We start from the raw sequence: 14,333 nt of genomic DNA on the forward strand, positions 1-14,333 counted from the left end.
GGCCGCCTAGCCGGCAGCCAGGACCTCCTTCAGGAAGGAACCGGTGAAGCTCTTCTTGACCGTGGCGAGGTGCTCCGGCGTACCGGTGGCGAGTACCTTACCGCCGCCGGAACCGCCCTCCGGGCCGAGGTCAATGACCCAGTCGGCAGACTTGATGACGTCGAGGTTGTGTTCGATGACGATGACGGTGTTGCCCTTGTCGACGAGGCTGTTGAGCACGAGCAGCAGTTTGCGCACGTCTTCGAAGTGCAGCCCGGTGGTGGGCTCATCGAGCACGTAGACGCTGCGGCCGTTGGAACGCCGCTGCAGCTCGGTCGCGAGCTTCACCCGCTGGGCTTCGCCGCCGGACAGGGTGGTGGCGCTCTGACCGAGGCGTACGTAGCCGAGTCCGACCTCGACCAGGGTCTTGAGGAAGCGATGGATCGACGAGATCGGTTCGAAGAAGTCGGCCGCCTCGCTGATCGGCATATCGAGTACCTCCGCGATATTCTTGCCCTTGTAGTGCACGGTGAGGGTGTCGCGGTTGTAACGGTCTCCCCCGCACACCTCGCACGCGACGTAAACGTCGGGCAGAAAGTTCATCTCGATCTTGATGGTGCCGTCCCCCGAGCAGGCTTCGCAGCGCCCGCCCTTGACGTTGAAGCTGAACCGGCCGGGGAGGTAACCGCGGGTCTTCGATTCGATGGTTTCCGAGAACAGGGTGCGGATCTTGTCGAACACACCGGTGTAGGTGGCCGGGTTGGAGCGTGGCGTGCGGCCGATGGGCGCCTGGTCGACGTGGATGACCTTGTCGAGCTGCTCGAGGCCGGTGACCCTGGTGTGCTTGCCCGGCAGCTTGCGGGCGCCGTTGAGCCGGTTGGCGAGCACCCGGTAGAGGATGTCATTGACGAGCGAAGATTTGCCCGAGCCGCTGACCCCGGTAACGGCAGTGAAGGTGCCGAGCGGGAAGGTCACCGACACTTTCTGCAGATTGTTGGCCTCGGCGCCGGTAACGCCGATCAGGCGTTCCGGGTCGATCGGGCGTCGGGTGGTCGGGATGGCGATGGACTTGCGCCCGGCCAGGTAGTCGCCGGTAAGGGACTTGGTGTTGGCCAGCAGGCCTTCGTAGGAGCCGGAGTGCACGACGTGCCCGCCATTAACGCCGGCGCCAGGGCCGATGTCAACGATCCAGTCGGCGGTTTTAATGGTGTCTTCGTCGTGCTCGACCACGATGAGCGTGTTGCCGAGGTCGCGCAGGGTCACGAGGGTCTCGATCAGGCGCCGGTTGTCGCGCTGGTGCAGGCCGATGCTGGGTTCATCGAGCACGTAGAGCACGCCGGTGAGCCCTGAGCCGATCTGCGTCGCCAAGCGGATGCGCTGCGCCTCACCGCCCGAGAGGGTCGCCGCGGCCCGGGACAGGTTGAGGTAGTTCAGGCCCACCCGAATCAGAAAGTCGAGGCGTGCCCGAATCTCGCGCAGCACCTGGGCGGCGATGGCGGCCTCCCGGTCGGTGAGGGTGAGCTTGTCCATGAACGCGCGAGCGTCGGTCAAACTGAGCGCACAGACATCCGCGATACTCGCTTCGTGAACGAGCACGGCGAGCACCTCGGGCTTGAGCCTGGTGCCGTTGCAGACGTGGCAGTCGACCTCACGCAGGTATTCGGACCAGCGCTGACGCTGGGTGTCGCTGTCGGCCTGCAGGTACTGGCGTTCAATGTAGGGCACAACACCCTCGAACCCGGAGGTGTAGCTCATCTCCCGGCCGTAGCGGTTTTTCCACTTGACCCGCACCTCGAAGTTGTCACCGCGCATGACGGCGTTCTGTACCTCGGTGGTGAGCTCACCCCAGGGCGTGTCAAGCGAGAAGTCGAGGTCGCGGGCGAGGCCGTCGAGTAGTTTCTCGTAGTACTGGAACAGGCCCTTGCCCTGGGTGGTCCAGGGCAGCACGACACCCTCGGCGATGCTCAGATCGGGGTCGCCGAGCAACAGGTCTTCATCGACGGACATGCGGGTTCCGAGCCCTGAACACTCCGGGCAGGCGCCGAACGGCGCGTTGAAGGAGAAGGTGCGCGGTTCAATTTCGGTGAGCTGAACCGGGTGGTTATTCGGGCAGGACAGCTTCTCGGAGTAGTTCTGCCAGGCCTTGTCGCCCTCTTCGTCGAGAAAATTGATCTGCACGAGCCCGTCGGTGAGTTTGAGGGCTGTTTCAAGCGAGTCGGTGAGGCGGGAAAGCAGCTCAGGGCCGGCGACGAGCCGGTCGACGATGACCGCGATATCGTGCTTCTGCTGCTTCTTGAGAATCGGCGGTTCGCTCAGCTGAATCTGGGTGCCATCGACAATCGCGCGGGAGTAGCCGCCGCCAGCCAGTTCCTGGAACAGGTCGACGAACTCGCCCTTCTTCTGCGAGACGACCGGGCTGACCACCTGGTAGCGAATGCCAGCCTTCAGTTCCATGAGCTGGTCGGCGATCTGCTGCACGGTCTGAGACTGGATGATCTCGCCGCAGATGGCGCAGTGCGGCACGCCAATGCGGGCCCAGAGCAGGCGCATGTAGTCATAGATTTCGGTGATGGTACCGACCGTGGACCGCGGGTTACGGTTGGTGGATTTCTGGTCGATCGACACGGCCGGGCTCAGGCCCTCGATGAAGTCGACGTCGGGCCGGTCGACCTGGCCGAGGAACTGCCGGGCGTAGGCCGAGAGTGACTCGACGTAGCGGCGCTGGCCCTCGGCGAAGATGGTGTCGAAGGCGAGCGACGACTTTCCCGACCCCGACAGTCCGGTGAAGACCACGAGCGAGTCGCGTGGAATCTCCAGATCCACGTTGTGGAGATTGTGCACGCGGGCTCCGCGCACACTGAGTTTCGGACCTGTTTCTACCTTGGTAATCGACACCCATCGAGTCTATGCAACGCCGCTGACAGTCTTGTACCGGCGACGCCTCTCACTTGCGGATTGCGCTCATGGCATGTGTTGTGCCGCCGCGAGGCCGTTGCACAGAGTCGTGACTTCGGCGACACCTGCAACGATTTCTTACCTCGGCTGGCCGGGTATGTATATACTCGGTAATTATTAGCAACGTCGAATTATCGGAGGTCTTATGTCCGTTCGCCAGAGTCTTCTCGCCATCCTGAACCAGGGGCCGTGCTACGGCTACCAGTTGCGGGCCGAGTTCGACCGTCGGACCGGGTCGACCTGGCCGCTGAACGTCGGCCAGATCTACAACACCCTGGACCGGCTCGAGCGGGACGGCCTGGTGCAGAAGGCCGACATTGACGCCGATGGTCAGAACTACGTTGAGATAACGGATGCCGGCCGCGCGGAGGTCGCCGAGTGGCTCGGCTCCCCCGTGGTGCGCACCATGGCGACCCGCGACGAGCTCGCGATCAAGCTTGCGATTGCGGTCACGCTGCCCGGCGTGGATATTGCCCAGGTGATTCAGGTGCAGCGCACCGCGACAATGCGCACCCTGCAGGAACTGACGCGCACCAAGAACGCGACCGCAGACCCGGAATCGTCGGAGCAGCTGGCCTGGCTGCTCGTGATCGATTCTCTCATCTTCGCGGCCGAGGCCGAGGCGCGCTGGCTCGATCACTCCGAAAGCCGGCTCACCCGGGCGCGAGCCGCCGGTCTCGCCGATCCCCTGCCGCTCAACACAGACGTTCCCAAGCGCGGACGACCGGCCAAGACAGTGCAGGCCAACGCATGACCGAGTCAGATATTCTTTTACACCTCGACGGTGTCTCGATGCAGTACGGCCGTGGCGAGACCGCGATCACGGCCCTGGCCGGCGTCGACCTGTCGGTGAGCCGCGGCGAGCTTGTGGCGGTGATGGGGGCATCCGGTTCGGGAAAGTCGACGCTGCTCACCGTGGCCGGCGGACTCACCCCACCGACGTCGGGCGAGGTCGTCGTGGAAGGGCACTGGCTCAGCCAGCTCTCGGCCCGCGAGCTCGCGACGCTGCGTCGCCGCAGCCTCGGCTTCGTCTTTCAGGACTTCAACCTGATTCCCTCGCTGACCGCGCTCGAAAACGTGAGCCTGCCGCTCGAACTCGACGGCTGGACCTCGAAGAAGGCGCACCGCCCGGCCCTCGACGCCCTCACTATCGTCGAGCTCGGTGACCGGGCCGGGCATTTTCCCTCTGACCTGTCCGGTGGCCAGCAGCAGCGCGTCGCCATTGCCCGCGCGGTCGTCGGCGGCCGGTCGTTGATTCTCGCCGATGAGCCCACCGGCGCCCTCGACAGCACGACCGGTGAACTCGTCTTGCGGATGCTGCGCTCCCGAGTCGACGCCGGTACCGGCGGCATTCTGGTCACCCACGATGCCCGCCACGCAGCGTGGGCGGACCGGATCGTCTTTCTACGCGACGGGCGCATCGTGGACGAGTCGCGGGCATCCGCTGTATCGAGCCTGTTGACCGGACTACAGGCATGAGTCGTGACGGGGGGTCGCTTGCGGGCAAACGCTCGGGCGGAACGCTCATTGCGTTTCGGATTGCTCGCCGCATGGCCGGGCAATCACGCGGTCGCAGCGCGTTGATCGCTCTGCTCGTGGCGATTCCGGTGCTCGGGATGGTCGGAATCACCACGGTAACCGCGAGCAATGTCGCGACCCCCGCCGAACGTGTCAAGCTCGAGCTCGGGTCGACCGAGGCGCGGGTCAGCATCGTCGCAGCGCCGGACGCGAAATTCACCCAAGACCCGCTGAACGACGGGCACTGGGGCTACCGCGACGAGGCGGCGCGTGCCGATGCCGCGCAGTCCATCGAGCCGCAGCCCGTCACGGCCGCTTCGCTGTTTACCGCCGACACCCGTTTGCTCTCCATTCGGTCGACCGCCGTCGTGGTGGAGACGAAAGACGGGCTCGGGTCGTTTCCGGCCGTGCAGGGACAGCCGTGGGACCCGTCCTTCGTCGGAAAATGGGAGGTGACGGCGGGAACACGACCGACCGCTGACGACGAGATCATGGTGACCGCTGCCGCCCTCGAACGGCTCGGAGCAAAGATCGGGTCGAAGGCCGTGATCACGGCACCTATCGCCGAATCATTCACCATTGTTGGCACGATTCACACCGCGAGTCTCGACGACGCTGCGGTGTCGTTCTACGGCATGCCCGCAGTCTTCGACGGCGTAATGCCCGACGATGACGACCTGCTAACTGAGTGGTACTTGCCCGACACCCCGCTCACCTGGAGCCAGATCGGCGAGCTCAACCCGCGCGGCGCCACCGTGCTGTCGCGCACCGTTCTGCTCGACCCGCCGCCGGTGGGCAGCTACATCTATAGCTATGGCGATACCTCGAACACCTCCATGAACTTGTTCATCGCCCTGCTCGGCGGATTCGCCCTGTTCGAGGTGGCCCTGCTCGCGGGCGCCTCCTTTACCGTCGGCGCCCGCACCCAGCAGCGCACTCTCGCGACCCTCGCGAGCGTCGGCGGCGACAAGCGGATGCTGTTTCGCGTCATGTCCTTCGGCGGCGTCATCCTCGGCGCCCTCGGAGCGGCACTGGGAACCGTACTCGGCCTCGCCGGCGCCTGGATCTTCATGCAGATTTCGGCGAATGGCAGCGCGGCCCGGTATCCGGGGTTTCACCTCGATCTGGTGTCGCTGCTCGTCATCGCGGTCTTCGCTGTGCTCGCCGGCTGGTGCGCTGCCGCGGTTCCGGCCCGGGCCGCCGGCCGGATCGACGTTTTGGCCGCCCTGCGTGGTGCCCAGCGCCCGCCGCGGGTCACGCGCCGCCGCCCGGTTGCTGGACTTGTTCTACTGGCCCTCGGTGCGGTCATCGCCGTCACCGGCGGAGTGGTCGAGCTCGCCGCCTACGCACCCGTTTACCAGATAGCACTGGCCAACTTCGGGATCGCCCTCATTGTCGCCGGCCCTGTGATCATGCAGATCGGGGCGGTCTTCATCGCTCCCCTGATTCTGCGGTGGGCTGCCCGCGTGGCATCCCGGTTCGGACCAGGCGCACGGCTTGCGACCCGCGATGTGGCGCGAAACCCCGGGCGGAGCGTACCGGCACTCGCGGCCATCATGAGCTGCGTCTTCGTGGCGACCTTTGCGATGAGTCTCATTTCAACGATGCAGGTGAATTCGACCAGTGGCTACACCTACAGCGCCCCGCAAGACACAGCATCGGTGAGTCTCATGATTACCCAGAATGAGCCGCCCTACGACCGAGTGTTGCAAACCACGGGGCCCGACGTCGTTGACGCCGTTGAGAGCAGTTTTCCGAGCGCTCAGGCCAGACTGCTAAGAAGTGCAGAGGACCCGCCGATGGGCTTCGGCGACGCGGCTGCCGACGGGACAACCTCGGATGCGCCCACCTTCGCCTACCCACGGATCGACGCCGACACGGTGTGTCCGAGTGATGCAACTCGAATGGATGCCAGCCATGAGGACACGCCTACCGACATCCGCTGCCCTACTCCGTACTTTCTCGACACGATGATGAACTCGAGTATGAACGACCACATCTGGGTGGGCGATCTGGCGGACTTCGCCGCGATTCTCGGCGAACCCGTGTCGGCGGAGTCCCGAGCAACGCTCACCGCTGGTGGAGGTGTCGCTACCTATGAGCAGTACGTCGTTGACGGAGAAATCCGTATCGACTGGGTCACGGAGCTCAACTCTGTTCTGGAGCCAGGTCGCAGCGTGTCACTGGCCGGGAGCGTGCAGCAGCCCGAGCATCCGCTGCCCTACGCCGTTTTCATGCTGACGTCCACGGCTGACGCGTCAAACCTGAACTACCGGCCGTCAATGGTCGTCAGCAGCATCGGCGCGAGCCCGACCCAGGCAGAATATGATCATGCCCAAGGTGCGCTCGCCGCCATTTCGCCGGGGTTCAACCTGCAAACGGAGACGGGCCCGGAGGCGTATGGCGCGACCTGGACCTGGACCCTGCTCGCCTTGACGGCAATCATCGCCCTGGTCACGGCGTCGATCACCATCGGACTCGCCCGCGCCGATGGGCACCGAGACAATGCCGTGCTCACCTCGCTTGGGGCATCACCGCGGGTGCGCCGGGCCTTCGGGTTCTGGCAGGCGGTGGTGATCGTGGGCCTCGGCAGCGTCATTGGGGTGCTGCTCGGTTTGGTGCCCTCACTCGCGCTGTCGCTGACCCGGGACACGGCGGGGCTCTCGCTGCTGCCGTTCACTCCCCCGTGGCTGCAAATTGCCCTGATCGTGGTGGCGCTCCCGGCGCTCGTGGCGGTCGGCGGTGCACTCACGGCCGGCAGTAACCGCACCCGCTTCAGCAACCGGGCCGCGTTCGACTGACCCGGCCGGCGGCATACGCTCTCGTGGCACTCGTTTGAGAAGTTGGCACGTGTTTGAACCAGTGCCAGCTTCCCAAACACGTGCCACGAGGGGTGTGCGACCGGCGGCTACTGCAGGTGGCCGGCCTTCTCCATCTGGCGGAGTTCGCGCTTGAGTTCAGAGAGCTCATCGCGCAGACGGGCGGCGAGCTCGAACTTGAGCTCTCCGGCGGCCTCGAGCATCTGTCCGTTAAGGTCGGCGATGATCGACTCCAGATCGTTGGCACCGTTGGCGGCTAGGCCGACCCGACGGTTGGGCGTCGACGTCTTGCGCCGGGCATCGCGGCCGGCCAGGAGCTCGGCGGTGTCGGCCTCCTCGCGAGCGAGCGCTTCAGTGATGTCGCCAATGCGTTTGCGCAGCGGGGTCGGGTCGATGCCGTGCAGGGTGTTGTACGCAACCTGCTTCTCTCGCCGACGGTCGGTCTCGTCGATCGCCTTCTCCATCGAGACGGTGAGCCGGTCGGCGTACATGTGCACCTCGCCGGACACGTTACGGGCGGCACGCCCGATCGTCTGAATAAGGGACGTCGCCGAGCGCAGGAAACCCTCCTTGTCGGCATCGAGAATGGCGACGAGCGACACTTCGGGCAGGTCGAGGCCCTCACGCAGCAGGTTGATGCCGACGAGTACGTCGTAAATGCCGGCGCGCAGTTCGGTGAGCAACTCGACCCGGCGCAGGGTGTCGACATCGGAGTGCAGGTAACGTACCCGCACGCCGGCCTCAGTGAGAAAGTCGGTAAGGTTCTCGGCCATCTTCTTGGTGAGCGTTGTGACCAGCACGCGCTCGTTGCGTTCGGTGCGCTTCTTGATCTCTTCGAGCAGGTCGTCGATCTGGCCCTTGCTCGGCTTCACGATGATCTGCGGGTCGATCAGGCCGGTCGGGCGGATGATCTGCTCGACAATACCGTCCGCAATGCCCATCTCGTACTTGCCGGGCGTCGCCGACAGGTACACCGTCTGGCCGACCCGATTCTTGAACTCATTGAACTTGAGCGGACGGTTATCGAGCGCGCTCGGCAGTCGAAAGCCGTGGTCGACCAGGGTGCGTTTGCGCGAGGAGTCGCCCTCATACATGGCACCGATCTGCGGCACGGTCACGTGCGACTCGTCGATGACCATGAGAAAGTCGTCGGGAAAATAGTCCAGCAGGCAGTGCGGGGCCTCCCCCGGTTCGCGCGCATCGATGTGGCGGGAGTAGTTCTCAATGCCGGAGCAGAATCCGATCTGCTCCATCATCTCGAGGTCGAAGGTGGTGCGCATACGCAGTCGCTGGGCTTCGAGCAGCTTGCCTTCACGTTCGAGCACTTCGAGGCGTTCGGCCAGTTCGATCTCGATGGTCCCGATCGCCCGACGCATAACGTCATCGCTCGCAACGTAGTGCGAGCCAGGAAACACCGAGACCGAGTCGAGCTTCTTGACGATATCGCCGGTGAGCGGATGCAGGCTGTACAGGCCTTCGATCTCGTCGCCGAACATCTCGATGCGAATGGCGAGCTCTTCGTACATCGGGATGATCTCGATGGTGTCGCCGCGCACCCGGAAATTGCCCCGCGAGAAATCGACATCGTTGCGCTTGTACTGCATGGCCACAAATTTGCGCACCAACCAGTCGCGGCTGACCTTCTGACCGACCTGCAGGGCGATCATGGCATCGAGATAGCCCTGCGGCGTACCGAGACCGTAGATGCACGACACCGTCGACACCACGATCACGTCCCGGCGGCTCAGCAACGAGTTGGTGGTGGAATGCCGCAATCGTTCGACTTCCTCGTTGATCGAAGAGTCCTTCTCGATAAAAGTGTCGGTCTGCGGAACGTAGGCCTCGGGCTGATAGTAGTCGTAATACGAGACGAAGTACTCGACCGCGTTGTTGGGCATGAGGTCGCGGAACTCATTGACCAGCTGCGCCGCGAGGGTCTTGTTGTGGGCCAGAACGAGCGTCGGGCGTTGCACCTGCTCGATCAGCCAGGCCGTCGTGGCGGACTTACCGGTACCGGTAGCACCAAGCAGCACGATGTCGGTTTCGCCGGCATTGATTCGGGCAGCCAGGTCGGCGATCGCCGCCGGCTGGTCGCCGCTCGGCGTGTACTCACTGACCACTTCAAACGGATTCACAGAGCGCGTGGGTTCCATGCTTCCATTCTACAAAGGGGGTCTGACACTCAGCTTTGCGCGCTCGACCCCTGCGAGCGGATGCCGGCGCTCGCCGCACTCTTGTCGGCCTCGGCAGTGAGCACGCCCTCCCAGAGCGCGTCAACCTGAATCAGTGTCGCGTCGAGGCGACCCGTGTTGTCGATCACGACGTCGGCCAGGGCCAGACGTTCTGCGTCACTGGCCTGCGCCGAGATGCGATGGATCGCGTCCTCGCGGGTCAGGCCGCGCAGGTCCACCATACGCTGGATTCTGGTGGCAGCATCCGCGTGCACGACGACGATCACGTCAAACGTGACCAGGCCGCCGGCCTTGGCTTCGGCCAGCAGCGGAACGTCGTAGACGACGATGGCGTGCGGGTCAGCCAGAGCGGCTTCGGCCACCCGATCGCGGGTGAGCTGTCGCACCGCCGGATGCGTGATGGCATTCAGCCGTTCTCGCCGCACCGGGTCGGTAAAGATGATGGCGCCAAGCGCCCGCCGGTTCAGGCTGCCGTCGGGCAGCAACAGGTCGGAGCCGAACTCTTCAGCAATCGCCGCCAGTGCCGGGGTGCCGCGTTCAACAACTTCGCGGGCGAGACGGTCGGCGTCGATCCCGACGGCGCCCAGCTCACTGAGCCGCTGTGCTACGGTGCTCTTGCCCGAGGCGATTCCGCCGGTCAGCCCAATCAGATACATCCCGTCAGACTATCTGGTTCGCCCGCGGACGGCTCAGGGAGCATCCGCTCAGTCGAGAGCCCGTTTGATCTCTGCCAGGAGCGCGTCCCGATTGAAGTCGGGTTTGTTCATTGTCACGACGGGCTGGGCCGGGTCGCTGTCGATCGTGTCCTGTTCATCGTCGGTGATCTTTCCCGCCGACAGGACCAGCACCGGAATGTACTGAGTACTGGCATAGTCCTGCAGCGCCCGCACAATCTTGAACCCGCCGAGGTGCTCCATCATGAGATTGATCAGAATCAGGTCGGGCGTCAACTTGAGCGCATCAGAGATGGCGGCCTCGCCCGACGACGAGGATTCGACGCGGTAAGCCGGCTCTTCCAAATACGAAGTGACCTGGTCGACGGTTTGGCGGTCTTCATCGACAATGAGGATGCACCGTGTATGTGCCCGGTCAGGGCGTAACCCAAGCAGGGTGAGCGAGTTCTGCAATTCGACCCGCTGAAGCGGCTTTTCGAGCACAGCCGCGGCACCGCGACTTAATGCCATACTCATGTCGGCCAATCCGGCAATGACCACGACGGGGATGGAGGCCAGTTCCGGAGAATCGTGGAGCTTCAGTAGAAACTTCCAGCCGTCCATTCCCGGCAGCTGCACGTCGAGGGTGATCAGGCTTAGCGGCACTCCCTGTGCGAGATCGAGCGCCTCCTCGCCGCTTGCCGCTGCAATCACCTGGAAGCCTTCTGCTTCCAGGAGCAACCGAACGAGCTTGGCGGATTTGGCGTCGTCCTCAACCACCAACGCCGTCGGGCTTCCGCTCGGGACGGTCAAACCCGCGACTGTCTGCGAGAGACCCTGACGGTCGACATTCGAGTCAGCATTGGCCGCCGCGATCAGATCCTGCGTGGCGTGTTGAAGCAGCGCGTCGCCATTGTCGTTCTCGGGCTCGCGGCCGGCGTCGGACTCTGCCCGTTCTGGTTCGAATGATGCATCGGAGTTCCCCGGGCGGATCTCTGCTCGCTCAGTATTGCTTTCCGCGGTCGGCGACGGTTGGGCCGTCGCTGCGGACAGGTCATGGCGCGGCAACCAGACACCGAAGGTTGCGCCTTCGCTCAGAGATCCCTCCACACCGACCGTGCCCTCTTGCAGCTCGGCCAGCAACTTCACCATGGCCAGGCCTACGCCGTTGCCGCTTGACTTCCACGCGGCGTCGAATTCCCCGTGTCGCAGGGGAAGGAACAAGGCAGGCAGATCCGCCTCGGAGATTCCGACCCCGGAGTCCGTCACTCGAATTTCCAGAAACTCCGCAAAACCGGACTCTGGCAAAGGTGATGACCAGTGTGGGCGATGTCCGTCGAGGAAGCCGACGGAACTGCGCGGCACGATCCGCGCCTGCACGGATACGTCCTCGCCCTTGCTGGCAATAACGGCATTGCCCAGCAGGACCGCCAGAATCTGTCCGGTGGTGTGGGTGTCGAGCGGAAAGTCACCCACCTGCTCAGTACCGTTGACAGCGACCGAAACTGCGGGGTCTCCGCTCTGATCGACCAACGCGGCGCTGGCGACCAGCAGGCCGTGCACGGCGACAAGTTCATAGTAGAAGTCGACGTTGCCGGTTTCAACCGTGGACATGCTGATGAGTTCTTTGAGCAAGGACAGCAGGTGGGCGGTGTCAGCGCAGATGCCGTCGACTCTGCGTTGCTGCACCTCGTTCAACAAACCGTCAACCCCGCTGCTCAGCGCCTTGGCCGAAGAAACGATCGCCTGCAGCGGTGTCAGCACCTCGACCTTCGCGCGAGTCAGATACTCGGCCCGGGCAACATTCGCCTGCTCCATGGCTAAATTCTTCTCGAGGAGGGCGCGCTCGAACTTTTTGCGATCGGTCACGTCTCTGGCTGCCGCGAAAACGCCCTGAACTCTGCGCTCACGATCCCGCAGAGTGGCCGCGTTGTACGAGACGACGGTTTCCGTGCCGTCAAAGGATCGCACCGTCAGCTCGTAATCAGTGATCCGGTCCTCCTTCAACACTCGAGCGATGGCGGTGTCGGCGCGCGTCGGATTGGTGAAGAAGTTGCGGCACGGAGCGCCGATGAGTTCGTCCCGGGTGCGCCCGGTCAGGGCCACCATCTGGTGATTGACGTCGGTGATGACGCCTTTGGTATCGGTGGTCATGAGCGCATCAATGTTTGATTCGATCAGCGATCGAGTGTAAAACTGCTGGTCGCGCAATCTTTCATTGAGCACCTCAACCGACAACGATGCACCAGAACCGTCGGTGAAGCTCTGACTTCCCGACGGTGCCACAGGGGTTTGAGAATCGTCTTCGACCCTGTTGCCAGCGCTGTCTGCGGGGTGAAAGGTGTTCATGGGGCTCTCCGATGGGGCTGTGAAGCTGTCGTGCACGTTCCCACCAGAAACAGGTTGTAACTAGGGAAATCCACATCCGTTCGACAATTTTGTTCGTCGTGATGCTGACAAAAAGAGGACGTTTCCTCACTATCAGGTATAGCACGAAGAGTTCCGTGGGTCGTGATCCTGACCAATTACCAACGGATATTGCGCGCGGTCGCGAGACCGCCATCCGCTTGCGAACGTCGTACGAAAAAACGGGCCGCACCCCGAAGGATGCGGCCCGCCCTGCGCCGTTTACTGCGCAACTGTGAAGCTGTGCTGCTAGTTGCCGCCGGAGAGCTTCTCGCGGAGGGCCGCGAGTGCTTCGTCGTCGGCGAGCGTGCCGGCGCCAGCCGACTCGCTCGAGAAGGCAGAGCCGGCCGGTGCGACGTCGCTGGGGGCAGCGATTTCGTCGTTCGCGGTCGAAACCTGCTTCTTGTGGGCTTCCCAGCGAGCCTGGGCTGCAGCGTAGTCCTGCTCCCACTTTTCGCGCTGCTCGTCAAAGCCTTCGCGCCACTCGTTGGTCTCGGAGTCGAAGCCTTCGGGGTACTTGTACTGGCCCTTGTCGTCGTACTCGGTGAGCATTCCGTAGAGCGCCGGGTCGAACTCGGTGCCGTCGGGGTCGACGCCATCGTTGGCCTGCTTGAGGCTGAGCGAGATGCGGCGACGCTCGAGGTCGATGTCGATGACCTTGACGAAGACCTCGTCGCCGACCGAGACAACCTGCTCGGCGAGCTCAACGTGCTTGCCGGACAGCTCGCTGATGTGCACGAGTCCCTCGATGCCCTCGGCAACGCGAACGAACGCGCCGAACGGAACGAGCTTGGTGACCTTACCCGGTGCAACCTGGCCGATGGCGTGGGTGCGGGCGAATACCTGCCACGGGTCTTCCTGCGTTGCCTTGAGCGACAGGGAGACACGCTCGCGGTCGAGGTCAACTTCGAGGATCTCGACGGTGACTTCCTGGCCAACTTCGACGACCTCGCTGGCGTGCTCAATGTGCTTCCAGCTGAGCTCGGAAACGTGGACCAGACCATCAACGCCGCCGAGGTCGACGAACGCACCGAAGTTGACGATCGAGGAGACAACGCCCTTGCGGACCTGTCCCTTCTGGAGGTTGTTGAGGAACGTGGTGCGGCTTTCGCTTTGCGTCTGCTCGAGCAGGGCGCGACGCGACAGCACAACGTTGTTGCGGTTCTTGTCGAGCTCGAGGATCTTCGCTTCGATTTCCTGGCCCAGGTACGGGGTCAGGTCGCGAACGCGACGAAGTTCGATGAGCGATGCCGGAAGGAAGCCGCGCAGGCCGATGTCGACGATGAGTCCACCCTTGACGACCTCGATGACCGAACCGGTGACAACACCGTCGGACTCCTTGATCTTCTCAACGTCGCCCCATGCACGCTCGTACTGAGCGCGCTTCTTGGACAGGATGAGGCGGCCTTCTTTGTCTTCCTTCTGAAGAACGAGGGCCTCGACCAGGTCGCCGACCTTGACGACCTCGGAGGGGTCAACGTCGTGCTTGATGGAAAGTTCGCGGGAGGGAATGACACCCTCGGTCTTGTACCCAACGTCGAGGAGAACCTCGTCGCGGTCGATCTTCACGACGGTGCCCTCGATGAGGTCTCCGTCGTTGAAGAATTTCAGAGTCTTTTCGACCGCGGCAAGAAAGTCTTCAGCAGATCCAATGTCGTTGATGGCGACCTGCTTGGGTGCCCGTTCGGTCGTTGCGATTGTCATGTAGTAGTTGCTCCAGGATGGACATAATCGGGCCACACGCAAAAATTCGTTCAGGTATTTTAGTTGTTCCGCGGTACAAAAACCCCGGGGAACGCTCCGCGCATGGC

Annotated in this window: 8 protein-coding genes; 3 read left to right on the forward strand and 5 right to left on the reverse strand. The window is 63.5% G+C overall.

Features of this window, described 5'->3' with window-relative positions; all coding sequences use genetic code 11:
* Nucleotides 1-6 precede the first annotated feature (6 nt).
* The gene (uvrA, locus tag E3T29_RS02880; protein ID WP_134343995.1) at nt 7-2,874 is read right to left on the reverse strand and encodes an excinuclease ABC subunit UvrA; all 2,868 of its coding nucleotides are present in this window, start codon (nt 2,872-2,874) and stop codon (nt 7-9) included.
* A 205-nt stretch (nt 2,875-3,079) separates the two neighbouring features.
* On the opposite strand from uvrA, the gene E3T29_RS02885 reads away from it, so the two are divergent.
* The 3 genes from E3T29_RS02885 to E3T29_RS02895 are packed head-to-tail and all read left to right on the forward strand — an operon-like array spanning nt 3,080 to nt 7,253.
* The gene (locus E3T29_RS02885; protein WP_134343996.1) at nt 3,080-3,688 is read left to right on the forward strand and encodes a PadR family transcriptional regulator; all 609 of its coding nucleotides are present in this window, start codon (nt 3,080-3,082) and stop codon (nt 3,686-3,688) included.
* A complete protein-coding gene (locus E3T29_RS02890) occupies nt 3,685-4,413 on the forward strand; it encodes an ABC transporter ATP-binding protein (RefSeq protein WP_134343997.1) in 729 nt (242 codons plus the stop codon). Before E3T29_RS02885 ends, E3T29_RS02890 begins: the two co-directional genes overlap by 4 nt.
* Nucleotides 4,410-7,253: an FtsX-like permease family protein gene (locus E3T29_RS02895; RefSeq protein ID WP_134343998.1), complete on the forward strand. Its 2,844-nt coding sequence runs from the start codon at nt 4,410-4,412 to the stop codon at nt 7,251-7,253. The genes E3T29_RS02890 and E3T29_RS02895 overlap by 4 nt, the downstream gene beginning before the upstream one ends.
* 107 nt (nt 7,254-7,360) lie before the next feature.
* Here the strand turns inward: E3T29_RS02895 and uvrB are convergent, their stop codons facing one another.
* From uvrB to rpsA, 4 genes are all read right to left on the reverse strand, one after another.
* Complete coding sequence (gene uvrB, locus E3T29_RS02900; RefSeq protein WP_134343999.1) at nt 7,361-9,424, reverse strand: excinuclease ABC subunit UvrB; 2,064 nt, start codon at nt 9,422-9,424, stop codon at nt 7,361-7,363.
* 29 nt (nt 9,425-9,453) lie between these two features.
* A complete protein-coding gene (coaE, locus tag E3T29_RS02905; protein WP_134344000.1) occupies nt 9,454-10,119 on the reverse strand; it encodes a dephospho-CoA kinase in 666 nt (221 codons plus the stop codon).
* Nucleotides 10,120-10,167: 48 nt separating this feature from the next.
* Nucleotides 10,168-12,465, reverse strand: coding sequence for a response regulator (locus E3T29_RS02910; RefSeq protein WP_134344001.1), 2,298 nt, complete (start codon nt 12,463-12,465; stop codon nt 10,168-10,170).
* Nucleotides 12,466-12,771: 306 nt separating this feature from the next.
* The gene (rpsA, locus tag E3T29_RS02915; protein ID WP_092107815.1) at nt 12,772-14,226 is read right to left on the reverse strand and encodes a 30S ribosomal protein S1; all 1,455 of its coding nucleotides are present in this window, start codon (nt 14,224-14,226) and stop codon (nt 12,772-12,774) included.
* Nucleotides 14,227-14,333: the final 107 nt, after the last annotated feature.

This window comes from Cryobacterium sp. TMT1-66-1 (genome assembly GCF_004403435.1).
Taxonomy (GTDB): Bacteria; Actinomycetota; Actinomycetes; order Actinomycetales; family Microbacteriaceae; genus Cryobacterium; species Cryobacterium flavum.

Coding starts and splice junctions, on each gene's coding strand:
- E3T29_RS02885 (WP_134343996.1), top strand. CDS start 3,080: ATGTCCGTTCGCCAGAGTCTTCTCGCCATCCTGAACCAGGGGCCGTGC.
- E3T29_RS02890 (WP_134343997.1), top strand. CDS start 3,685: ATGACCGAGTCAGATATTCTTTTACACCTCGACGGTGTCTCGATGCAG.
- E3T29_RS02895 (WP_134343998.1), top strand. CDS start 4,410: ATGAGTCGTGACGGGGGGTCGCTTGCGGGCAAACGCTCGGGCGGAACG.
- uvrB (WP_134343999.1), bottom strand. CDS start 9,424: ATGGAACCCACGCGCTCTGTGAATCCGTTTGAAGTGGTCAGTGAGTAC.
- coaE (WP_134344000.1), bottom strand. CDS start 10,119: ATGTATCTGATTGGGCTGACCGGCGGAATCGCCTCGGGCAAGAGCACC.
- E3T29_RS02910 (WP_134344001.1), bottom strand. CDS start 12,465: ATGAACACCTTTCACCCCGCAGACAGCGCTGGCAACAGGGTCGAAGAC.
- rpsA (WP_092107815.1), bottom strand. CDS start 14,226: ATGACAATCGCAACGACCGAACGGGCACCCAAGCAGGTCGCCATCAAC.